The 23,860-nt window shown below is 62.7% G+C and carries 16 protein-coding genes; 10 read left to right on the top strand and 6 right to left on the bottom strand.

Features of this window, described 5'->3' with window-relative positions; translation table 11 throughout:
* Nucleotides 1-102: 102 nt before the first annotated feature.
* Complete coding sequence (locus MOK15_RS17000) at nt 103-1,734, bottom strand: Na+/H+ antiporter (RefSeq protein WP_242932906.1); 1,632 nt, start codon at nt 1,732-1,734, stop codon at nt 103-105.
* A 170-nt stretch (nt 1,735-1,904) separates the two neighbouring features.
* Nucleotides 1,905-3,122 (bottom strand): membrane dipeptidase, encoded by a 1,218-nt coding sequence (locus tag MOK15_RS16995; RefSeq protein WP_242932905.1) that lies wholly within the window; start codon nt 3,120-3,122, stop codon nt 1,905-1,907.
* 221 nt (nt 3,123-3,343) lie between these two features.
* On the opposite strand from MOK15_RS16995, the gene MOK15_RS16990 reads away from it, so the two are divergent.
* From MOK15_RS16990 to MOK15_RS16975, 4 genes are read left to right on the top strand one after another with little or no spacing between them, the layout of a single operon-like run.
* Nucleotides 3,344-4,192 carry a class II aldolase/adducin family protein gene (locus tag MOK15_RS16990; protein WP_242932904.1) on the top strand — a complete coding sequence of 283 codons (849 nt, stop codon included), beginning with the start codon at nt 3,344-3,346 and terminating at the stop codon, nt 4,190-4,192.
* Complete coding sequence (locus tag MOK15_RS16985) at nt 4,192-5,169, top strand: ABC transporter substrate-binding protein (RefSeq protein ID WP_242932903.1); 978 nt, start codon at nt 4,192-4,194, stop codon at nt 5,167-5,169. Before MOK15_RS16990 ends, MOK15_RS16985 begins: the two co-directional genes overlap by 1 nt.
* Before the next feature lie 52 nt (nt 5,170-5,221).
* Nucleotides 5,222-7,732, top strand: coding sequence for a TonB-dependent receptor (locus MOK15_RS16980; RefSeq protein WP_242932902.1), 2,511 nt, complete (start codon nt 5,222-5,224; stop codon nt 7,730-7,732).
* A 13-nt stretch (nt 7,733-7,745) separates the two neighbouring features.
* Nucleotides 7,746-9,104: an LLM class flavin-dependent oxidoreductase gene (locus tag MOK15_RS16975; RefSeq protein WP_242932901.1), complete on the top strand. Its 1,359-nt coding sequence runs from the start codon at nt 7,746-7,748 to the stop codon at nt 9,102-9,104.
* 30 nt (nt 9,105-9,134) lie between these two features.
* On the opposite strand, the gene MOK15_RS16970 is transcribed toward MOK15_RS16975, so the two are convergent.
* On the bottom strand, nt 9,135-10,238 hold the full coding sequence (locus MOK15_RS16970) for a Gfo/Idh/MocA family oxidoreductase (protein ID WP_242932900.1): 1,104 nt from the start codon (nt 10,236-10,238) through the stop codon (nt 9,135-9,137).
* A gap of 36 nt (nt 10,239-10,274) precedes the next feature.
* Nucleotides 10,275-10,556 carry a response regulator transcription factor gene (locus tag MOK15_RS16965; protein ID WP_242932899.1) on the bottom strand — a complete coding sequence of 94 codons (282 nt, stop codon included), beginning with the start codon at nt 10,554-10,556 and terminating at the stop codon, nt 10,275-10,277.
* 312 nt (nt 10,557-10,868) lie between these two features.
* On the opposite strand from MOK15_RS16965, the gene MOK15_RS16960 reads away from it, so the two are divergent.
* The 3 genes from MOK15_RS16960 to MOK15_RS16950 all read left to right on the top strand — a co-directional run bounded on the left by MOK15_RS16960 (nt 10,869) and on the right by MOK15_RS16950 (nt 13,424).
* The gene (locus MOK15_RS16960) at nt 10,869-12,215 is read left to right on the top strand and encodes a gluconate:H+ symporter (RefSeq protein WP_242933771.1); all 1,347 of its coding nucleotides are present in this window, start codon (nt 10,869-10,871) and stop codon (nt 12,213-12,215) included.
* 207 nt (nt 12,216-12,422) lie between these two features.
* Nucleotides 12,423-13,100, top strand: a complete 678-nt coding sequence (locus tag MOK15_RS16955) for an FCD domain-containing protein (RefSeq protein WP_242932898.1) — start codon at nt 12,423-12,425, stop codon at nt 13,098-13,100.
* Between the two features lie 123 nt (nt 13,101-13,223).
* Entirely contained in the window at nt 13,224-13,424 is a 201-nt protein-coding gene (locus MOK15_RS16950) for a hypothetical protein (protein ID WP_242932897.1), read from the top strand.
* A 66-nt stretch (nt 13,425-13,490) separates the two neighbouring features.
* Here MOK15_RS16950 and MOK15_RS16945 read toward each other — a convergent pair whose 3' ends face one another.
* Nucleotides 13,491-13,970: a gluconokinase gene (locus MOK15_RS16945; protein ID WP_242933770.1), complete on the bottom strand. Its 480-nt coding sequence runs from the start codon at nt 13,968-13,970 to the stop codon at nt 13,491-13,493.
* A 221-nt stretch (nt 13,971-14,191) separates the two neighbouring features.
* Here MOK15_RS16945 and MOK15_RS16940 point away from each other — a divergent pair, with 221 nt between their 5' ends.
* The 3 genes from MOK15_RS16940 to MOK15_RS16930 all read left to right on the top strand — a co-directional run bounded on the left by MOK15_RS16940 (nt 14,192) and on the right by MOK15_RS16930 (nt 23,439).
* Nucleotides 14,192-17,215 (top strand): glycosyl hydrolase family 28-related protein, encoded by a 3,024-nt coding sequence (locus MOK15_RS16940; protein ID WP_242932896.1) that lies wholly within the window; start codon nt 14,192-14,194, stop codon nt 17,213-17,215.
* Between the two features lie 137 nt (nt 17,216-17,352).
* Nucleotides 17,353-20,325: a TonB-dependent receptor gene (locus MOK15_RS16935; RefSeq protein WP_242932895.1), complete on the top strand. Its 2,973-nt coding sequence runs from the start codon at nt 17,353-17,355 to the stop codon at nt 20,323-20,325.
* Between the two features lie 72 nt (nt 20,326-20,397).
* Nucleotides 20,398-23,439: a glycosyl hydrolase family 28-related protein gene (locus tag MOK15_RS16930; RefSeq protein WP_242932894.1), complete on the top strand. Its 3,042-nt coding sequence runs from the start codon at nt 20,398-20,400 to the stop codon at nt 23,437-23,439.
* A 20-nt stretch (nt 23,440-23,459) separates the two neighbouring features.
* Here the strand turns inward: MOK15_RS16930 and MOK15_RS16925 are convergent, their stop codons facing one another.
* Nucleotides 23,460-23,831 carry a helix-turn-helix domain-containing protein gene (locus tag MOK15_RS16925; protein WP_242932893.1) on the bottom strand — a complete coding sequence of 124 codons (372 nt, stop codon included), beginning with the start codon at nt 23,829-23,831 and terminating at the stop codon, nt 23,460-23,462.
* Nucleotides 23,832-23,860 lie beyond the last annotated feature (29 nt).

The following is a 23,860-nucleotide window of genomic DNA, read 5'->3' as shown; positions in this document are numbered from 1 at the left end:
CAAGGTGAAAATTAGTTCATGAAAGGGCGGCTTTCGCCTTCTGCAACCGATATTCTGGCCCCGCGCAGGGGCGATCCGTTCAATCGGTGCGGGTAAGCGCGATCAATGTCGATGACGCGCTTCCGAAAGGTCCAGGTCGCGCGTCAGTTTGCGCGCCGTTTCACTGCCGATCCGCCGTGCGCGCGCCAGTTGCATCAAGGCGGATCGTTCCGCCTTGATCCCGACCAGGTGAAACTCGCTGACCAAGCGGCCCTGCGCACGAACCGCCTCGGCCTGGTCCTTCTCCAGTCCCTCGATCCGTTCGCGATAGATATCCATGATCTGGCCGCCCGCACGGGTATAGCGAGCAGCATCGCCGTGGCTTTCGGCCAGGGCGTGCTGATGGCGTTCTATGGCCTGGATCGCGGCCTCGGCCGTGATGACGCGCGCCTGATCCTCCTCCGCCTGCCGGGAAGGTTCGGGCGGCATGGTCAGTCCCTTGAGCAGCAGCGGCAACGCAATACTGGCGATAATCAGCGAGACGATGATGACGCCCGCAGCCAGGAAGATGGCAAGGTCACGCGCCGGGAAAGGCGCGCCATTGTCCAGAACCAGCGGCAGGGTCAGTACGCCTGCGAGGGTGATCGCGCCCCGCACCCCGGCAAAGGACATGGCCGCAATCAAGCGCCATTCAGGACTTTTGATGACATCTACCGTGTCGCGCTTGCGCAGGATGGTAAGCTTGAGCGATCCCCAAACCCAGAGGAAGCGCAGCGTGGCCAGTCCGGCGACGATCGCGACGATATAGACGCCCAGCCACCAGGGCGCACTGTGCCCGGTCAAGGCGACGGTTTGCTTGGCCCCGGCCAGGATCGCCGGCAATTGCTCGCCCAGCAGCACGAAGATGATGCCGTTGAGGGTGAACTGGACCATGTCCCACACCGAATTGCGGCGCATCCGCGTTTCCGCCATCGCCTGCCGCGAAATTTCCGCGAAGGTCATCGTCACGCCCGCACTCACGGCCGCCAATATGCCCGATGCGTGGATATGCTCGGCCAGCAGATAGGAACCGAAGGGGATCAGCAGGCTGACCAATATCTGCGATCCGGTGTCTTCTCCCCAATATTTCGTGACCCACGCTTTCGCCCTGGTGGCTGCCAGCGTCACGGCGACGCCGATCGCCAATCCCGCGCCGGCCACCCAGAGGAAGTTCAGGACCGCCACGCTCGCGGAAAAGGTTCCGGTCAGCGCCGCGGCAACAGCGAACCGCAGGCAGACTAGGCCCGATGCGTCGTTGAGCAGCGATTCCCCCTCCAGGATATGCATCATGCGCTTGGGGATCGGCACGCGCGCGGCGATGGCGGACACCGCGATCGGATCAGTGGGGGACACTACGGCCGCGAGCGCGAAGGCGACCGCAAGCGGCATGGCCGGGATCATCCAGTGGATGAAAAGGCCCATGCCGATGACGGTCATCAGGACAAGGCCCAGCGCCAGCTCGGCCACGGTCGACACGTCCTTGAACAGTTCGTCCTTGGGAATGCGCCAGCCGTCGAGGAAGAGCAGCGGCGGCAGGAAGAGGAAAAGAAAGAGTTCGGGATCAAGCTCCACCCGGTAGGATGTCGACAGACCGACAACGCCGCCCAGCAGGATCTGCACCAGCGGCGTCGGGATGGATATCGGCAGCATCCGGGATAGCGCACCGCTGACGACGACCGCCAGCAGCAAGAAAAGCACGATCGAGACTGTCTCCAATTCTTCACTCCATATTGGGTAGGCCGGCACGTTGGGAAAAGAAGCCCGTGGAGGCAACCCCAAACTGCTCGATTCCCGTAGATCCGGCACATATATGTTTCGCTTCGCATTCAAGCGGATAGCGAAATACACCATGATGGAGGGCCCGATGGAAACTCTGGGCGAACTATTTAATGCCGTGTCGCGATCGCCTGGGCTTCTCCCCAAACGCGAAGGAAATTGCTGCTCCACAGCTTGGCTATAGCTGCTTCGTCATAGCCGTGCTGCGCCAATTCCTTGGTGACAGCGCGCGCCTGTCCTTCATCCTGCCAGCCATCGATGCCGCCGCCATGGTTGAAGTCACTCGACAGCGCGACATGATCGATGCCGACGCGCTTCACGGCATAGTCGACGGCGTTGACAAGATCCTTGACGTTCGCGCGCGGTTCGGTGGCGCGCAAGGCGTGATAACGCCGGTCATATTCTGCTGCCTTTTCGGGCGGCAGGACCGGCTTTGCATCCCCCGTCAGGCCATATTCGCCCTGTAACGCGGCAATCTTGGCCGCGAAGGCGGGATCGCGTGGACGGAGATACGCGCTGAATGCGTTGATCGCGATCACGCCGCCTTTCGCCTTCAGTTGATCGAGTTGCGCATCGGTCAGATTGCGGCTGTTGTCGACCAGCGCGCGTAAATCCGAATGGCTGGCGATGACCGGCGCGGTGCTGAGCAAAAGCACGTCAGCGAAAGCCGCATCGCTGAGCTGTGACACATCGACGAGCACGCCCAGAGCGTTGAGCCGCGCCAGAACAGCCTTGCCCGCGTCGGACAGGCCGCCATTACGCGTGGCCCCTTCACCCCGTACCAATGCGGGGCGGGAACTGTCGGCAAGGCGGTTATGGCCAGCATGGACGAAGCCGAAGACCCGGACGCCGCGTGCGACCCAGGGATCGATGTCCTCCGGCCCCGCTACAAAAGCGCCGCCGTTCACGATGGCTTCGACAATGGCGAATTTGCCGGCGGCGGTGATGCGGCCATAATCGGCGGGCGTCAGCGCGATGTCCGCCTGAGCCGGAAAGGCTTTGGCGATACCCGCGATTGCCGCATATTTGCGATCGGCGATCGCACGCGCCTGACCAAGCGTTGCAGTCGTTTCCGCTTCCTGCGGCGCGAAGATGGCCAGCACCGCGCCCCGCAATCCGCCGGTGGCCGCCTGCGCCAGGTCGAACTGCCCCTGACCGCTTCTGTCGGCCCGCGCCGGATTGAAATCATCGGGAATGTCGACATGCGCATCCAGCGGCAGCGCTGCAGCATGGAGAGCGGTCACGTCCGCTGCCGCCATGGCCGGACTCGCCGCGATCAGGGTGATCGTCAGCCCGGCATAGAACCATGTCCCCAGAGATTTCATCATTAGGTTCCCGCTGTCTGTTTTGGATATGGCGGGTATCACCGACCTCATCGGCCCTGTCTTATGATTGCAACGTCAGAATCTATGAAATCTGCAAGGAGCGAGCGGTCGATTGAACGAAATCCGTTCACGATCAAGCGCTGCAAATACTATATAAATTTATTATATAATGCCGGGTTCTAATCATTTCCCCGACTGTCGATCCGGCTTCTATTTTGCGGCCTATGCCAACCCGATCGATTTCTTCCCCAAGCTATGCGTCCGCTCGCTTCCCTGTCCCGCGCATCCATGGGGTTCCGCGCGATGGGGACGGCCCGCTTGCGGCCGTCCCCAAGTCGCATCTCTCCATCATCGATGAACGCCTGCACCGCAAGCAACAGCTAGCCGCCTCGCTCCGGCTGCTCGCACGCCATGGCGTGGAACCGGGGCTGGCGGGGCATCTGAGCGCGCGCGACCCGGAGAATCCGGACCATTTCTGGGTAAATCCGGTCGGGGTTCCCTTCTCGCATATCTGCGTCTCCGATCTGCTGCGCATCGACGGCAACGGCCGGGTGGTCGAGGGCGACGGACCGGTCAATGTGTCGGGCATCGCCTATCATCACGGTGTCCAGCGCGCACGGCCCGAGGTGGTGGGGATCGTCCACGCGCATAGTTTCCACGCCAAGACCTGGTCCGCCTTTGGCAGGCCGGTCGAACCGATTGTCGCCGACCTGGCTGTCTTTCATGACGATCAGGTGCTTTTCACGCCCGATCGCCCTCCGCAAAAATCCGAAGCGGAAGCGCGGGAGGAGGTGGCGGGCCAGTTCGTCCACGCCCTGGGCGATCGCAACATCCTCCTCTGGCGCAATCATGGGCATTGGACGGTGGGCAACAGCGTCGAAAGTGCCGCCTGGCGGTTCATCGCCTATGAAAGCGCCGCGCGGGTGCAACTCGCGGCGCTCGCAGCGGGAACGCCGATCATCGATCCACCAGCACGGCCGCCGTCAGCGGAGCAGCGGGAGGCATGGGCCTGGCTCAGCTTCCTGCCCTATTGGGATGAAGTGATCCGGGACGAGCCAGACCTGTTCGATTGATGCGCTCCACCCCATTCCTTTCGCGACGCGGACTGCTGGCCGGCGCGGGCGCCCTGACCGCTCTGGCGCTTGCGGGTTGCCGCGCCGCGCCAGGCGCCGGCGCACTCTCTGACGTCACGCTGAACATATGGCGCTACAAGACGACGGCGGGCAATTTCATGGAGGAGGCCGGTCAGGCGGATACGCCCTACAAGGTCCGCTATATCGACTTGCCCGGCGGGCCGCTCGTGCTCAACGCCTATGCCGCCGGCGAACTCGATTATGCCTATATGAGCGAGATTCCGCCGGCCTTCGCCGTCCAGTCCGGAATATCGCTGAAACTGATCGCAACCCATCAAGGCGACGTCAATAATAGCGGTGTGCTGGTGGTGAAGGGGTCGTCCGCCCGTCGGTTCGATGATCTGCGGGGCCGGACGATCGCCTATACGCCCAACACCAATAATCATTATTATCTGCTCAAACTGCTCGAAGCACATGGCATGACGTTGAACGACGTCAAGGCAATCGGCCTGCCCATCAACGACGCCAATGCCGCCTTCACCCGCGGGCATGTGGAAGCCATGGTTTCCAGCGGCATATCCGCCCTACTGACCGAAAGCCTGCTCGGCGGGCGATGGCTGGTCCGATCGGTCAAGGGACTTTATTCGGGCAATTTCTGCATATCCGCTCATCCCGCAGCGCTCGCCGATCCGCTCAAGCGCATAGCGATCCAGGACTATCTGCGCCGCGAACAGGCGACCTGGCAATGGATATACCGCAATCCTGATCGCTGGGCCGACCGGTCCGGACAGCTCAGCAATCAACCCGCCGCGCTGTTCCTGCGACTGGCGCGGGAGGCGAGCCGTCCCGGACTGATCGTGCCGCCGGATCGGACGGCAATGACCAACCTGCAACAGGTCGCTGACGATCTGTTCAAATTTCGGCTGGTGAAGGGTCGCTACGACCTGTCGCGCCTGTGGGACAAAGGGCTGATCTGAATCGGCTCCCTCTGAAACAAATATCATAACAATCAAAAATCGGGGAATTTCAGTGCATAACAACAAGGTCATCCGTCGCACATCCAGCATTTCGCTATCCGGGACATTCCGCTGGAGCCTTCTGTCATCGGCCATGCTTGCGGCGGTCAGCATCGGCCATGCAGCGCAGGCCCAGAACAGCCCCGCCCCGGCCGAAGCCGATGCGGAGTCGACCATCGTGGTCATCGGCAATCGCAGCCGCGCCACCACCGTCTTCGAAAGCCCCGCGCCGATCGACGTCATCGATGAAAGCCAGCTTGCCACGCTGGGCGCGAACAGTTCGCTGCGCGACGCGCTGGGCGTGCTGCTGCCCAGCTTCAATTCGCTGACGGTGAGCAGTTCGTCCTGGAACAGTGTCGCGCGCCCGGCGGGCCTGCGCGGCCTTGGCGGATCGCATGTGCTGGTGCTGGTGAATGGCAAACGGCGTCACAATAGTTCGCTGCTCAACCTGTCCACCGGCAGCGTCGATCAGGGTTCCAACTCGGTCGACATCGACCTGATACCCGCTGCGGCGATCAAGCGGATCGAAGTGCTGCGCGACGGCGCCGCCGCCCAATATGGGTCCGACGCGATCGCGGGCGTCATCAACATCGTGCTGAAGGATGCTGCGCAGGGCGGCACGCTCAGCCTCAACGCCGGCCAGCGTTACAGCTATCGCGGCGTATCGGACGGCCGCAATGTCGAAGCCGGGGGCAATATCGGTTTCAGGCTGGGCGAAGGCGGCTTCATCAACATCGCGGCGAACGCCAAGGACAATAATCACGCGCGGCGCGCCATTCCCGCGACCGGCGCCTTCTACTATCCGCTTGCCAACGGCCAGCCGGACCCGCGCGAAAATCGCGACAAAACGGTGTTTACCGGCGGCCTTCCCGATCTGCGCGCGCTGACCCTGCTCTATAATGCGGAAGTGCCGTTGTCCGCCGGGGCGACCTTCTATTCCTCCTCCACATGGTCCACGCGCGAGGCGACCATCGGCCAGAATTTCCGCCGTCCTAACTCCACCAACGCGGTGCTGTCGATCTTCCCCGACGGCTACGCGCCCAACTACACGCTGGACGAGAAGGATTTTCAGGTCCTGGCCGGCATCAAGGGGGAAAGTGGCGGTTGGACCTGGGATCTGTCGAGCACCTATGGCGAGAACCGCACTCGGAACGGATCGACCGACAGCCTGAACGCCTCGCTGGGCGATGCCAGTCCGACCGAATTCTGGACATTCACGGCGAAATTCGCGCAGTGGACCAATAATGTCGATATTTCCAAGGGCATCGACATCGGCCTTGCCGAACCGCTCAAAATCTCCTTCGGCGCCGAACATCGCTATGAACGGTTCCAGACCATCGCCGGCGATCCGGAATCCTATGCCAATGGTTTCTACCGTTACCCTGCCGGCACGCCGCTCGCCGGCCGCTACGCCACTATCGGCGCTCAAGGCGCGATCGTCCTGACGCCCGAAGATGCGGCGAAGCTCAGCCGCAACAGCTATGCCGCCTATATCGACATCGGCCTCAACCCGATCCCGCGCTGGTTCGTTGCGTTGGCGGGCCGCGCCGAACATTATGACGATAGCGCGGGGGACACGGTGAACGGCAAGTTCACGACCCGGTTCGACTTCACCGATAATTTCGCCTTCCGTGGCACCGTGAGCAATGGCTTCCGCGCGCCAGCCCTCGCCCAGTCGGCATTTGCCCAGACGTCCAACCAATATACCACCGTCAACGGCGTACAGACATTCATCACCGCCAAATCGGTGCGGCCGGGCACGGCGATCGGCGATGCGCTGGGCGCAAAAGCGCTGACGCCTGAAAAATCCTTCAATCTTTCCGCGGGCTTTACCTACAAGCTCGGCACCCGCCTCAACCTGTCGATCGACGCCTATCAGATCAAGCTGGACGACCGCATCGCCCAGACCGGCTATCTGACCGGGGCAGGTGTCAGCGCGATCCTGGTCGCCAACGGCTTCGACCCCAATTATTCGGTCCGCTACTTCGCCAACGCCATCGACACCCGCACGCGCGGCGTGGAAGCGGTGCTGAACTATCTCCAGCCGCTGGGGACGGACAAATCGCTGCGGCTGACGGCCGGCTATAATTATAACAAGACGAAGATTACCCGCGTCGCCGACAATCCGCAGGCACTGGCCGCGCTCAACCTGACGCTGTTCGACCGGCAGGCGCAGGGCTATATCGACCGCAATCTGCCGCGTACCAAGCTGATCCTGGGACAGGATCTGACCCTGGGCAATTTGAAACTCAACCTGCGCGAAACCCGCTACGGCAAGGTCGCCTTCCTCGGCACCACGGCAGCGACCGACCAATTCTACGGCGCGAAATGGATCGCCGACATCGACCTGTCCTTCCAGGCGACGAAGAACATCAACGTCGCGATCGGCGCGAACAATTTCTTCGACACCTATCCGGACAAGAATACGCTGCCGGACACCAACGGCTTCCCCCCCTATCCCGCGCAGTCCCCCTTCGGCTTCTATGGCGGCTATTATTATGGCCGCCTGTCTTTCAGTTTCTGATGGAGAAACAGGCATGACCCATCCCTCCGGCACGCTCAAACTCGGCGCCTTCCTGTCGGGACATGGTTCGCACAATGCGAGCTGGCGGCTGCCGGAGGTGGATGCGAACGCCTCCCGCAGCTTCGCGCCCTATGCGCGGGTCGCGCAAAAGCTGGAGGAAGGGCTGTTCGACGCCCTCTTCCTCAACGACAGCGTTGCCGTGCCCGATCTGGACGCGGACTCGCTCGCCCGCACATCGCAGGGGATGCGGTGGGACCCGCTCACGCTGCTGCCCGCACTGGCGGTGGTGACGCGCCAGATCGGGCTCATCAGCACGGCCAACACCACCTATAATGAACCCTATACGCTGGCGCGCCGCCTCGCCTCGCTGGATCATTTGAGCGAGGGGCGGGCTGGCTGGAACCTCGTCACGTCGCTTGGCGGGGGCGAGAATTTCAATCGCGAGGATCATGTGCTGCACGCCCAGCGCTATGAACGGGCCGAGGAATTTTTCGACGTCATCTCCGGCCTCTGGGACAGTTGGGAAGACGATGCCTTCATACAAGACAAGAATAGCGGTATCTGGTCAGATCCCGACAAGTTGCACCTTCTGAACCACAAGGGCCGGCATTTCGCCGTGCAAGGACCGCTCAACGCGGCCCGCCCCGTTCAGGGCTATCCCGTCATCGCGCAGGCCGGTTCCTCAAACGACGGGCGCGAACTGGCGGCACGCACGGCGGAACTGATCTTCACCGCAGCGCAGACGATCGATGAAGCGCTGGGTTTCAACGTCGATATCACCGCCCGTCTCGCCAAATATGGTCGCAAGCGCGCCGACATACGCATCCTGCCGGGCGTATCCGTCTATGTCGGCAAGGACGCGGATGACGCCCGCGCCCGCTATGAAGCGCTCCAGGATCTCCTTGATCCGGTCTCGGCGCTCAAGGGGATATCCCGCTTCGTCAATCTCGGGGTGGACCTCTGGAAGTTGCCGCTGGACGAACCGGTGCTGCTGCCGGCCGCCATTCCCGTCACCAATACGCACAAGAGCCGACAGCAGCTGGTGATCGACCTCATCCACCGGGAAAAGCCGACCGTCCGCCAGTTGCTACGCAAGATGGTTGCCGGGGGTCATCGCATCCTGTTCGGCAGCGCACAGGATATCGCCGACGATTTCGAACATTGGTTCCGCGCCGGCGCGGCGGACGGTTTCAATATCATGTTCCCCGACCTGCATGGTTCGGTTGATCGGTTCGTCGATCAGGTCGTGCCGGAACTGCAACGACGCGGCCTGTTCCGAACCTCCTATGAGGGACGGACGCTCCGTGAAAATCTGGGCCTGCCGCGTCCGACGAACCGTTTTGTCGGGAAGAAGCGTGAGGCGACAGGGTAAGGAAGCCGGAAGCCCCCGGCCAGCGCCGCTTCAGGCACCAAGCCTGATCTTCACCCGCTCGGCCGCCGATCGGTAGATCGCCTCGATCACGCGCAGGTCCGCCAGTCCTTCTTCGCCGGGAACGATCGGCGTGCCGCCGTTGAGAATAGATTCCGCCAGATGATCGAGCTGACCGGCGAACTGGTTCTTGGCCGGCGCGGCCAATGTGCGCGGTGCCGTGACGCCATCCTTGCGGATCGTCATCGCCTGGCCGGCATAGGGCGTGGCCGGCTCCATATCGATCCAGCCCTCAGTGCCGATGACGCGATAGCCATTATGCCCCGAACTATAGCTGGAAATGCAGTTGGCGACGATGCCGGACGGGAAGCGCAGCACGAAACTGACCCTGTCCTCCACCGTACGGAAGCGCGGATCGCTATGGTCGGTGGATTCGATCGCACTGACCTCGACCGGCTCCTCCCCCGTCAGATAGCGGGCGGCGTTCAGGCTGTAGATGCCAATGTCCATCATCGATCCGCCGCCGGACAGCGGTCGATCCAGGCGCCACTGGTTCGGTTGGATCGAAAAGCCATGTTCCGCCGTGATGAACCGCGTCGGCCCGACATGGCTGCCGCGCGCCAGTTCGATAGCCAATCGGTTATAGGGTTCGAAGCGTGATCGATAGCCGATCATCAGCTTGGTCCCCGCCTTCCGGCAGGCGGCGATCATCGCCTCGCATTCCGCAACCGACGTCGCCATCGGCTTCTCGCACATCACATGCTTGCCGGCCTGGGCGGCGCGGATGCTATATTCGGCGTGCATAGCGTTGGGCAGCACGACATAGACCGCATCGATGTCCGGGTTATCCCGAATGCGGTCATAGTCGGCATAGCTGTAGCGATGAGTCGCCGGGATGCCATATTGCGCGCCATATTGATCGAGCTTGGCCGGCGTGCCGCTGACCAGCGCGACCAGCCGGGCATGATCGCACCCGGCGAAATTGGGCATGATCTGTCGCGTGGCATAAGAGCCCAGGCCAACGATGGCGTAACCGATCTTCCGAGACGACGTGGCGGACGCACATGCGCCTGCACCGGCCAGCATTATTCCAGCGCCCAGCCCACCCAATATTTCACGACGGGAACCGATCGCCATGCGAACCTCCCTTGCTATAATGCCTGAAGTACCGTTTCAGTCCACTACCCGCCCGAGCGCGGGACGCACCCAGTCCAGATTGCGAGCGACGATGGCGGCCTGGGTGCGGTTGCGAACGTTCAGCTTGCGCATCAGGGCGGTCATATGAACCTTCACCGTAGCTTCGGCCATGCCCAGTTCATAGGCAATCTGCTTGTTGAGCAGTCCGGAATGGACGCAGCGCAACACCTTCATCTGGGTCGGCGTCAATCGAGGTTGTTCCGACAGCCTATGATCCTGATAATCGAGAATATCGTGCAGATCCGTCGCGACGTGCATCCGTCCTCTCCCCATTCGATCCAGCATGAAAGCGTCAATCGCGATGGCTTCGCTACGCTTCGGGATTCGTTAGCGCTAACGATAGGAGAATCAGTCAGACAGATTCAAGGGAAAATTCGACATATGAGCGAAATATTGTAGTTTAACCCGAAATTCTGCCTATAATCTGTCTAACAGATTTTAAGGTTCGATCACTCGAATCGCCGGATTTGCGTGAATAAGAAAGGGGGAGAGGATGACGTTACCATTTCGTCGATCGGCTTCGTTCGGCCTCGTATCAGTCAAGCCTATTTTGCGCGGGACAAGCGCCCGATGACGCCGGCGGACTATCGGCTGGTCCTCTCGGCTGTCCTTGGCATCGCCCTTTCCATCACCCTCATCATCCGCGGGCGGCTCCATCCCTTTGTGGGCCTGCTCTGCGGCGCCTTCACCGTCGGCCTGCTCGCCGGTCTGCCGATGGAGGAGACCGCCAAGGCGGTAGAAAAGGGCGCCGGCGCCATATTGGGCGGAACCGGACTGGTCGTCGCGCTCGGCCTGGGGTTGGGCGCGATGCTGCAACTGTCCGACGGCGCAGGCGGCATGGCCCGCGCGGCGCTCCGCCTGTCGGGCGTGCGCGGCGCGCCCTGGGCCAGTCTCTTCACCGCAATCGTCATCGGCCTGCCGCTCTTCTTCGAAACCGGCCTGGTGCTGCTGTTGCCGATCGTCGCATCGGCGGCGGCGGCCCTTCCCAGCGGCCAGAATGGCGACACCGCCAAGCTGCGCCTGATGCTGCCCGCGCTGTCCGGCCTGTCGGTCGTCCACGCCCTGGTGCCACCACATCCCGGCCCGCTGCTGGCGGTCAATGCGCTGGGCGCCAATCTGGGCCTGACGCTCGTCTACGGCCTGATCGTCGGCATCCCCACCGCGATCATCGCAGGCCCCCTGCTGGCGCGCTTCACGGCCCCCGGCGTCAAGCTCAACCCCCCGCTGCTCGATCCGGTCAAAGTGGATGTCGCCACGCCTTCGGTCGGTCGTGCGCTGACCGCCGTGCTGCTGCCGGTGGTGCTGATCGCCGCGGGACAGGCCGTGGCTCTGCTGCCGCCGACCGTCGCCGCGCATTTCCATTGGCTCGCCTGGGTCAGCGATCCCGTCGTGGCGCTGCTGGTTGCCGTTCTGGTCGCATTGCCACTGCTGTTTGGTCGCCGCATCACCGATCGCACCATCCAGAACGCGATCTGGACCGAAGCGATGACGCCGGCCGGCGGGATCATATTGGCGATCGGGGCCGGCGGTGCGCTCAAACAGGTTCTGGTCACGGCGGGCCTGTCCGACATGCTCGTTCGCCTGGCCGAGGGCGGCGCGGTCTCCCCGATCCTGCTGGCCTGGGGCGTGTCAGTCTGCATCCGCCTGGCAACGGGTTCCGCGACCGTGGCGACGATCACCACGGCGGGTGTGATGCAGGGACTGGTCGCCGCATCGGGCGTGGAGCCGGAATGGATGGTGCTGGCGATCGGCGCGGGATCGCTCTTCTTCTCGCACGTCAATGATCCCGGTTTCTGGCTGGTGAAGAGCTATCTGGGCACTGACATGCCCGGCACGTTCAAGACATGGTCGATCATGGAAACCGTGGTCGCCATCGTCGGGCTGCTGCTGGTGCTTGTCGCAAGCAGCATCTTCTAACTAGTGACCCGAATCTGAAGTTCGTCACCTTATTTGGCAGGCGTTGAACGAACTTCAGATTCATAAAGGTCACTAGCAGATATTGGATTTTAATGTGGTTTATGGATTTGAAATACGCTCCCCATCAAGCCGCTATAATGTGGCGTATTTCAAATCCACCACATTAGGGGGATCGGCCATGACTTCGTTCGACAGACAGGAACCCCGATGAGCCAGTCGCGGCTTTCCGACCATGCCTATGCGGCGATCGTCGAGATCATCAAGTCCGAAGGACTGGAAGTCGGTGCACGCCTGCCGTCCGAGGCGCGACTGGCGGAGATGTTCGGCATGTCCCGCGCCATCGTGCGCGAAGCATTGATGCGACTGGCGTCGGACGGCATTTCGGAGGCCCGGCGCGGCGCCGGCTCCTTCGTCAAGAGCCGGCCCTCCGAACGGCTAGCCGTCTTCATGCCGTCCACCGAACTGCCGACGACATTGGGCAGCTATGAGGTGCGCTTCGTGCTGGAGGCGGAAGCCGCGCGCCTCGCCGCGACCCGCCGCACTGCGCAGGAAATGGCGCATGTGGAGGAAGGCATGGAGATGCTGCGCACGGCGCTGCTGTCGAGCGAGCCGGCCCATGCCGAGGATATGGGACTGCATCGCCGGATTGCCGAGGCGACCGGCAATCCCGCCTTCCTGATCGCCTTCGACGCACTTCATGCCGATGTCGACAAGATCATGCGCGCAGGCGTGGACATTTCCCGATCACGCCCGGCCGAAGTGATCGCGACCATGCTGCGCGAACATGAAGTGATCGTCGATGCGATCCGTGCGCAGGACCCGGAAGGCGCGGCCCTCGCGATGCGTTGGCACTTGTGGGAAGGACGGCGGCGGTTGATGCCTTGAGGACACTGGCCCTGTCCCGATGCGGACAAGCTGGATGATCCGGGCTTGAATGATTATGATCCCTTGTGCGTTCGGCTTGTCCTCCCGCATCCAGATATTTTCCGCTTCTCGTCGAAAGAACCCATGCGGACGAAACTCGGCATCTGCCTCAAGAAGGCGCGCTATGACAGTGAAGAGGAGGCGTGGGTGGTGATCCGCCGGGCCGACATTGTGTTGCGCCCCTATCGCTGCGCCCTGTATCGCAAGTTTCACCTGACCAGTCGAACCAAGGGGATGCGGGTTCGCCCTCCTATGGTCAATGACGTGGGTAAGGATCACCCATGACCCAATGGCCACAGGCTCCCGAAAAGGCATCCTGTTTCCCAACAGGGCGTTTCGCCCTGTCCTATTTCAGCGCAGCCAGGCGAGCGAGCGGTCGCGCAACTGGCTGGGCGGCGTGTCGGTGGTCAGGATCATCGCCTGTTCGTCCGGCAGCGGCCGTTCCAGCGTCGCCAACTGGCTGTCCAGCAGACTGGCGGGCATATAATGACCGGGACGGTTCTGGAGCCGCGCCAGCAACTGGTCGCGGCTGTTCTCCAGCAGGATGAAACGCACCGGGATACCGATCGCCGTACGTAATCTGTCGCGATAGCTTCTGCGCAACGCCGAACAGGCGGCGACCACTGCGCCATGTGTCAGGATCGCTGTCGCGCTTGCCTGCCCCAGCCGGTCGAGCCAGGGCCAGCGATCCGCGTCGGTCAACGCGCAACCACTGCGCATCTTCTCCACCGCCTCGGCTGAATGGAAACTGTCCCCTTCCAGAAACGGGCAGTCGAGCGATTCGGCCAGCAGCGCGCCCAGCGTCGACTTGCCGCAACCGCTCACGCCCATGACGATGACGGACAGGGCCGATGATGGAGCAGGATCGACAGATGGCGGCAACGTGGCGTCCCTTGCAGACAGGCGACGCGCCAGGGCATCGCAATAATCTCGCTTCGATATAGGAGGGCGCGCAGGGGCATGAAAACTACGACCTTTGTCGCAAGTGCCAAAGCCTGTCCCACCCACTAGCCATGCGCCGCAAGGATATGACAGCATGGGAGAGGCGGGCTATGATCGGACGCAGCATGATCGCGGCTTTGTTGGCGGCGACCGCCCTGGGAACGCCGGCCTGGGCCGCCGGTTCATCCGTCTTTCCGGTCGCGCCCGACGAACCTCACGCCGTTACGGTCAAGGCCACCGGTGATGGCCGCGCCGACGACAGCGCCGCGATACAGCAGGCGCTCGACCAGGCGCGCGACAGGACCGGCCATGGCCTCGTCTTCCTGCCGTCGGGCACCTATCGCATCACCCGTTCGCTGATCGTGCCTGCGGGGGTGCGCGTCTATGGCGTCGGGCCGACCCGGCCGGTCATCCTGCTCGGCGCCAATACGCCGGGGTTTCAGCAGGGCGTGTCGACGATGGTCATCTTCGCCGGTGGCGACCAGTATAATGTCGGCCAGGTGCCCGTCCCCGTACCAACCGTGGTGCCGCGCGACAAGATCGTCCGCGATGCCAATTCGGGCACCTTCTATTCGTCGATGAGCAATGTCGATATCGAGATTGGCGCTGGCAATCCGGCGGCGGCGGGCGTCCGCTTCCGCATGGCGCAACATGCCTTTCTCAGCCATATGGAGTTCCGCCTGGGAACGGCGTTCGCCGGCGTCTACCAGGCCGGCAACGTCATCGAAAATGTCCATTTCCAGGGCGGTCGCTATGGCATCGTGACGGAAAAGACGTCGCCCGCCTGGCAGTTTACTTTGCTCGATTCCAGCTTCGACGGACAGCGCGACGCGGCGATCCGCGAACATGAAGTCGACCTGACCCTGGTCAATGTCGCGATCCGCAATACACCGGTCGGGATCGAGATCGATCGCGGATACAGCGACAGCCTGTGGGGCAAGGATGTCCGTTTCGAGAATGTGTCGAAAGCCGGCGTCGTCATCTCCAATGAGAAAAATGTCTTCACCCAGGTCGGATTCGACAATGCACTGGCAGTGAACAGCCCGGTTTTCGCCCATTTCCGCGACAGCGGCAAGACCGTCGCCGGCAAAGGCAAGGCCTATAAGGTCGCGTCCTTCTCCTATGGTCTTGCCATCCCTGACCTCGGCCACACCGGCGACTATGCGACCGAGGCGGACATCCAGCCGCTGCCCGCCATGCCAGCGCCACGCGAAGCCGCCATCCGCGACCTTCCGCCGATGCGCGAATGGGTCAATGTGCGGTCGCTGGGCGCTTTGGGCGACGGGAAGGCGGACGACACCGTCGCCATCCAGAAAGCGATCGACAGCCATCGCATCCTCTATTTCCCGGTCGGCTTCTACAAGGTGACGGACCGGCTGACGCTGCGCCCGGACAGCGTGCTGATCGGCCTGCATCCGGCGATCACGCAGCTCTACATTCCTGACGACAATCCGCGCCATGCCGGGCTGGGACCGGTGCGGCCCATCCTCGAAAGTCCTAAAGGCGGCGACAACATCCTCTCCGGCCTCGGCCTCTTCACTGGCCGCGTGAACCCGCGCGCGTCCGCACTGCTCTGGCGGTCGGGGGAGAAGAGCCTGGTCGAGGACGTCAAGATCATGGGTGGCGGCGGCACGCCTACTGCCGATGGCAAGATGCTGGGCACGCTGACGGCGCATACCGGCGACCCGATCACCGACGGACGCATGGACGCGCAATATCCCAGCATCTGGGTGACGGACGGGGGGGGCGGCACCTTCGCCAATGTGTGGAGCCCCAACACCTTCGCCCAGGCGGGCTTCTATGTCACGAACACCAGCACGCCCGGCCATGTCTATGAAATGTCGGTCGAACATCACGCCCGCAACGAGTTCGTGCTCGACAATGTACAAAATTGGGAGTTCCTCGCCCCCCAAACCGAACAGGAAGTAGACGATGGTCCGCACGCCATCTCGCTCGATATCCGCAATTCGAAAAATCTGCTGTTCGCCAACTATCATGGCTATCGCGTCACACGCACCTATGCGCCCCAGAAAAGCGCGGTGAAGCTGACCAATTCGAGCGACATCCGCTTCCGCAACGTCCACATCAATGCCGAAAGCGGCTACGCCACCTGCGACGATGAAGGCTGCGGCACCTTCCTGCGTGCGAGCAAATATCCGTTCGACAATGCGATCGAGGATGTCACGGGCAAGCGCTTCGTGCGGGAACGCGAATTCGCCAAGCTGGATATCGGCGCGGCGGACCGGACCATCGCTCCCGCTTCGCCAAGCAATACGAGCGTCGAGAAGCTGGAGGATGGCTTCTGGTCCATTTCCGGCGCAGCGGTGGACGCCAAGGGCGCGCTCTATTTCATCGATCGCCGGTTCCAGCGCATCCATCGCTGGAGCGAGGCTAAGGGGCTGGAAATCGTGCGCGACCATGCGCTCGATCCGATCAATCTGGCGATCGATGCGTCGGGACATCTGCTGGTGCTGTCATCGCTGGGTCCGAAAGCGGGCGTCTATTCGGTCGATCCGGACGGCCCACCGGACCAGATGACATTGATCCAGCCGACCCCGGCGCGTAACGGCGGAACCGCGAAGACGCTGCTCCCGGTCAACTGGTGGAACAATGGCGAGTTCAAGGACCAGCTCGATCCCAAGAGCTACGAGTTCACCACCCTGGCCGAAATGTTCGCGCGCGATGTCGGTACGCCCAAGGCAAAGGAATATCTCTCGCCCGACGGCAGTGTGTCGCTGCCCGCCTTCCGCGTGTGGCAACAGGGACCGATCAATCATGTCGGCTGGCGCTGGTCCGATAGCCTGAACGCCAATGGGCTGGTCGGCGGAAAGCCTGGCGAACGCCTCTTCGTCACCAACGGGTCGGAGAATGTCACCTATAGCGGCACGGTAGGCGCGGACGGCACGCTGACCAACCTCAAGCCATTCACAAATCGCGGCGGGGAGAGCGTCGCGGTCGACGGACAAGGGCGCGTCTATGTCGCGAACGGGCAGATATTCATCTACGGCCCGGACGGCAAGGAGGCAGGGCGCATCGACGTGCCCGATCGCCCGTTGCAGATCCTGTTTGGCGGGCCGGACAAGCGCACGCTCTTCATCCTGACGCATCACGCGCTCTACGCCGCAAAACCCTGAGAAACGCGCCGTTCCGCCGCACCTACGACCTATGTCGTAAGTGCGATGCAGCGGCCCTCAGGATAGACATCAGATGAGCGCTCGCCACGGGCGTCGCCGGCGCCGGGAGGGCGGCCGGAAATAAAGGGGAAGGATGAATGAACGTGCAGATCGCAATCCACCGGCACCTGGCCGGCGTCAGCCTCGCCGCCATGGCGTCCATGGCGCTGGCAGGCGTCGCGCAAGCGCAAAGCGAGCCTGCGCCGGCGACCCAGAGCATCGCGCCGCAGGACAGCGCTACCGATAACGCCCCGCGCGCCGCCGACATCGTCGTCACCGGATCGCGCATCACCACCAGCGGCTTCAATGCGCCGACGCCGACCACCGTCATCGGTGAGGAGCAGATCGCCAACAATGCGCAGCCCAACATCTTCAACACGATCGCGCAATTGCCGTCGCTCCAGGGGTCGACCGGCGCCGCGACCGGCACGTTCAGCACGTCGAGCGGCCAGCAGGGCCTCAGTTCCTTTTCGCTACGCGGCCTCGGCCCGATCCGCACCCTGACCCTGCTCGACGGCCAGCGCGTCGTCGGCGCCAACGTGACCGGCGTGCCCGACATCAGCATGTTCCCGCAACTGCTGGTGAAGCGCGTCGATGTCGTGACCGGCGGTGCGTCGGCCTCCTACGGGTCCGATGCGGTCGGCGGCGTCGTCAACTTCATCACCGACACGCATTTCGAAGGGTTCAAGGGCAATATCCTGGGCAGCATCACCAAATATGGTGATGACGAGACTGCTCTGGTCCAGGCGGCCTATGGCAAGTCGTTCCTCGACAATCGCCTGCATGTCGTACTGAGCGGCGAATATGACCATGAAGGCGGCGTGGGCGCAGGCGATTTCGGCACGGACCTGGCCGGCAGCCGCGACTGGTATCGCGCGACGACCCTGATGAATACCGGCCAGACCAACAACGGCCTGCCGCAATTCAACTATCGCGACTATGCGCAGCCCTATCAATATGCCCGCTATGGCCTGATCAACAATGGTCCGTTGCAGGGCATTGCTTTCGCTCCGGACGGCACGCCCTATAATTTCCAATATGGCTCCAACGGCCAGCCGCTCGGCAATGGCCGCGTCAGCAACTGCTATCCGGGCAACAGCTTCTGCGAAGGCGGCGACCTGTCAGGCGCGCCGGGATCGGGCGCATCGCTCAAATCCAAGCTGGAGCGCATCAACGGCTATGGCCGGATCGGCTTCGACTTTGCCGAAGACAATGAAGTCTATGTCACGGTCAATGTCGCGCAGGTCAAGACGAACAACCAGCCCAGCCCCGGCTATGGCCGCGCCAGCCTGACGGTGCAATGTTCGAACCCCTATCTGCCGCAACTGGTCCGCGACCGCTGCGCCAACGTGGGGATTACCAGCTTTGGTTTCGGTTCGTCCAACGCCTCCTTCCCCGATCCGCAGGTCTATACCGACCGCAAGCAATATCGCTTCGTCGGCGGGGCCAAGGGCAAGTTCGACCTGGGCGGGACCGACTGGAATTATGACGCCTATTATGAACATGGCATCACCATTTCGGACATCCGCGTCCGCGATATTGTTCTCCAGAACCGCTATGTCGCTGCCACAGATGCGATCTCGCTCAACGGCGCCATCGTGTGCCGCGATCCGGTGGCGCGCGCCAATGGCTGCGTACCCATCAATATCTTCGGCAATTTCGCGCCGTCGGCATCGGCCCTCGCTTATGTCGCGCCGCATGAAAATGGTCCGTTCCAGCACACCAAGCTGACGCAGGATGTCGCGAGCCTCAACTTTTCCGGCAATCCGTTCGACCTATGGGCCGGGCCGGTTTCCATTGCGTTTGGCGGTGAATATCGTCGTGAATTCTACCGGGTGAATGCCGATCCCTATGGCGCCGGCGTTTCGGATCTCAGCCCGAACAGTCCCGATTATCCCGCCGACCCGCTGCTCAATGCGTCGCAAGGAAGCAACTGGGCGGCCGGCAATTACAAAAATGGCCGCGGCAAATATGAAGTCTATGAAGGCTATCTTGAAGTCGACCTTCCCGTGTTCGACAGCGATTCGATCGGTCGCGCCAATCTGAACGCGGCGGGCCGCGGCACGCATTACAGCACGTCGGGCACGGTGTGGACGTGGAAGGTCGGCGGCACCTGGGATACGCCATTGAGCGGCGTGCGCTTGCGGGCCGTCACCTCGCGCGACGTTCGCGCGCCTAACCTGTCGGAACTCTTCGCCGCCCCCACCGTCACGACCCTGCCCAACTTCAACGACCCGTTCCGCAACGTCGCGGTGCAGGCGTTCCAGAACGTGATCGGCAACACAAACCTGCGGCCGGAAGTCGCGCGGAACACCGAATTGGGCATCGTCCTGGCACGTCCGGAATGGCTGCCGGGCCTCAGCCTGTCGTTCGATTATTATAATATCAAGCTGAGCGGCGTCGTCTCGACCCTGTCCGCAGACCAGATCGTCCGTTTCTGTTTCGAAGGCAACCAGGCCTTTTGCGGCGGGTTCCAACTGGATGGCGCGCAGGGCAGCAACTTCATCAACGTCCAGCCGTTCAACCTGGCGTCGTGGAAGACGAGCGGATTCGACATCGAGGCGAGCTATCAGTGGCAGCAGCCGCTGGGCCTGCCGGGCAGCTTCACCGTCCGGGCGCTGGGAACGCACATCCAGAAATTCGTGGTCAGTGCGGGGATTGCCGGCGTCGACCCGATCGATCAGGCGGGCGCGAACAACGGCAACACGCCCGATTGGAAATGGCTGGCCACGCAGACCTATGATAGCGGTCGCCTGACCCTGACGGTGCAGGAACGCTGGTTCAGCGACGGCACGTTCGGCAATCAATATGTCGTCTGCCAGTCGTCCTGCCCGGTTTCGACCGGCAACCACCCGACGATCGACCAGAACAAGATGAAGGGCGCTTTCTACGTGGACGTGGGCGCAACGTTCAAGTTGAACGACCGCCTGTCCATCTATGGCAAAGTCGACAATCTGTTCGACAAGGACCCAGTAGCCTCGCCGCAGACCAATACCGGTCTGGACATCAATCCAGCGCTCTACGACACGCTGGGCCGCATCTACCGGGCTGGTGTCCGCTTCAACTTCTAGAGATTTCCCTACCCTCCCCCAAACTCGTCCCGGCCTGCGCGGCCGGGACATTTGTTCTTACCGGAGTGAGTGATGTATCGCGGATTGCGTGGAGCCTGTGCATCGGTGTTGCTGTGCCTGGCAGCGGCGCAATCTGCCTTCGCCTCACCCTCCGTCTATACGACCGCCCCGGATGAGCCACGCGCCATCACCGTGGCCGGCGTGGGCGATGGCCGCGCCGACGACAGCGCGACGATCCAGCAAGCGATCGACAAGGCGGCGGAAAAGGGCGGCGGCGGCATCGTCTTCCTGCCCGCCGGCACCTACCGCATCAGCCGTACCCTTTTTCTGTGGCCGGGCGTGCGGATATTCGGCATCGGCGAGAAGCGCCCCGTCATCCTGCTGGGCGCCAACACGCCCGGCTTTCAGCGCGGCGTCGCCCATATGCTGATCTTCACCGGAGCCAAGCGCCAGACGGACCAGGACAGTCCGCCCGCAGCTTTCCCGCCCCCCGGCAGCGTGCCGTTCAACAAGAATATCGCCGACGCCAATCCCGGCACCTTCTATTCTGCGCTCGCCAATATCGATTTCCGCATCATGGACGGCAATCCCGCCGCCACCGCGATCCGCTTCCATGCCGCCCAGCATAGTTTCGTCAGCCATGTGGATTTCGACATCGGATCGGGCCTTGCCGGCCTCTACCATGTCGCCAACGAGGCGGAAGATCTGCACTTTCGGGGCGGCCGCTATGGCATCCTCGCCGAGAAGACGTCGCCGGCCTGGCCCTTCGCGCTGATCGACGCGACCTTCGAAGGGCAACGCGATGCCGCCATCCGCGAACATGAGGCAGGGCTGACCCTGCTCAACGTCGCCTTCCGCAATGTCCCGGTCGGGATCGAGATCGACCGGGGCTATGGCGACTGGCTCTGGGGGCAGGATGTGCGGTTCGAGAATGTCTCGAAGGCCGGCGTCCTCATCTCCAACGAGAAGAATGTCTACACCCAGGTCGGCTTCCAGAATGTGGTGGCCGCCAACACCCCGGTCTTCGCCCGCTTCCGCGAGAGCGGCCGGACGGTGGCAGGTAAAGGCGCGGCCTATAAGGTGGCGTCCTTCACCCATGGCCTGACTTTGCCGGGCCTCGGCCGGATCGGCGAATATAAGACCGACATGCAGGCTGAAAGCATCGCCCGCCTGCCCGCGCCTGCCACGCCCGCCATCCGCGTCCTGCCCCCCGTCTCCGAATGGGTAAGCGTGCGCACCCTGGGCGCCAGGGGCGATGACAGCACGGACGACACCGCCGCGATCCAGAAGGCGATCGACAACCACCGGATCGTCTACCTGCCCGCCGGTTTCTACAAGGTCAGCGACACGCTGCGTCTGCGCGCCGATACGGTGCTGCTGGGACTGCACCCCAGCCTGACGCAGATTGTGCTGCCCGACGGCGCGCCCGCCTGGCACGGGGTGGGCGCGCCCAAGGCGCTGATCGAAAGCGCGCAGGGCGGCGACGCGATCGTCGCAGGCCTGGGGCTCAACACCAACGGCGCAAACCCGCGCGCGACCGCCTTGCTTTGGAAGGCCGGCGCCAACTCCATGGTCAACGACGTCAAATTCCAGGGAGGGCATGGTACGAACCGGTTCGATGGCAGCCGGGTCAATCCGTACAACAATAATGCCACCGCCGATTCCGACGCGACCCGGCGCTGGGCCGGTCAATATGCCAGCCTGTGGGTGACGCAGGGCGGTGGCGGCACCTTCGCCAATATCTGGAGCCCCAGTACATTTGCCCATCCCGGCATATTGATCTCCGACACCGAAACGCCCGGCCGCCTTATCCAGGTATCGGCCGAACATCATGTCCGCACCGAAATAGGCCTGAACCGCGTCGCCAACTGGGAACTTCTCGCACCCCAGACCGAGGGTGAGGCGGGCGAAAGTGGAGACGCCGTTGCGCTGGAAATCCGAGATTCGCGCAACATCCTGATCGCCAATTTCCACGGCTATCGCGTCACCCGCACGCGCGAGCCTGCTCCGGCCGCCGTCACACTCTACAACTCACACGATATCCGGTTCCGCAACGTCCATGTGAATGGCGAAAGCGGGCTTGGCACCTGCGACGAAAATGGCTGCGCGACCTTCCTGCGGCTCACCAAATTTCCGTTCGAGAACGCCATCCGCGACGTCACTCACGGTTTGGACGTGCGCGAACGGGAGTTCGCTGTGCTGGATATATCGGCCCGGCCCGATCCAGTGGCGCCCGTCACCTTCCTGGGCGGCGCGGTCGAAAAGCTGGCTGACGGCTTCCATTCGATCGGCGGCGGCGCGGTGGATGCGCAGGGCCGGCTTTATTTCATCGACCGCCGGTTCCAGCGCATCTGGCGCTGGTCGGACGACCGCCGCCTCGAAATGATCCGCGACGCCACGCTCGATCCGGTCAACCTGACCGTCGACCGCTCCGGCAATCTGCTCGTACTCTCTTCCTATGGACGCAACGGCACGGTCTACAGCGTCAAGCCCGGTGCACCGGAAAGCGAGATCATACTCATCCCCGCCACGCCGGCCGCCGCCCATGCCGGCGCTTCGACCATATTGCCGGTCAACTGGTGGAATAATGGCGAATTCAAAGACCAGATCGATCCCAAAACATACGAATTCACCACTCTGGCCGAGATGTTCGCGCGCGACATGGCGCGGCCCAAGGCGCAGGAATATGTCTCGCCCGACGGCAGCGTCGTTCTGCCGGCCTCGCGCGTGTTCGCGCAGGGACCGGCCGACCATCGCGGTCTGCGTTTCTCCGACTCACTCGACAGCTATGGTTTCATTCAGGGCAAGCCGGGCGAACGCATCTATCTGACCAACGGGTCGGAAAACCGCACCTATAGCGGCCTGATCGGCGCGGGCGGAGCCGTCACGGACCTCAAGGCCTTTGCCGATCGCGGCGGCGAAGGCGCGACGACCGACATGCTGGGCCGCGTCTATATCGCCAACGGCCAGATCTTCGTCCATGCGCCGGACGGCAAGGCGATCGGCCGGATCGACATACCCGAACGCCCGCTCCAGATCCTGTTCGGCGGCGCGGACCGCAAGACGCTGTTCATCCTCGCCCATCATGGCCTCTATGCCTGGCGGATGCCGTAGAAGCGCCTCGAACCCCGCCTTCAGACCAACTTGCTGTCAAACAGCGCGCGATTCTCATCGATGACGGACAGATGCCGCTGTACCCAGCTTCCCAGCCGCATCGCCTCTTCCGCCAGCGATTGGCCGAGCGGCGTCAGCGCATAATCGACCTGCGGCGGCACGGTCGGATAGACCGTGCGCACAACCAGGCCGTCCCGTTCCAGACCACGCAACGTACGGGTCAGCATCTGCTGCGAAATGCCCGCGATCAAGCGGCGTATCTGATTGAAACGCACCGGTCCTTCCATCAGCGTAACCGCAACCGGCAAGGTCCATCGATCACCGATGCGCCCCAGCATCTCGGTAACGCGGACACATTCGCGATGAGAATTGGGGGATGCAGTCATATCCATGTGACTAAGTTCCAAAAAAATGCGTCCTT

The organism is Sphingobium sp. BYY-5, from assembly GCF_022758885.1.
Lineage (GTDB): Bacteria > Pseudomonadota > Alphaproteobacteria > Sphingomonadales > Sphingomonadaceae > Sphingobium.
This window is presented reverse-complemented; position numbering and strand designations above follow the sequence as displayed.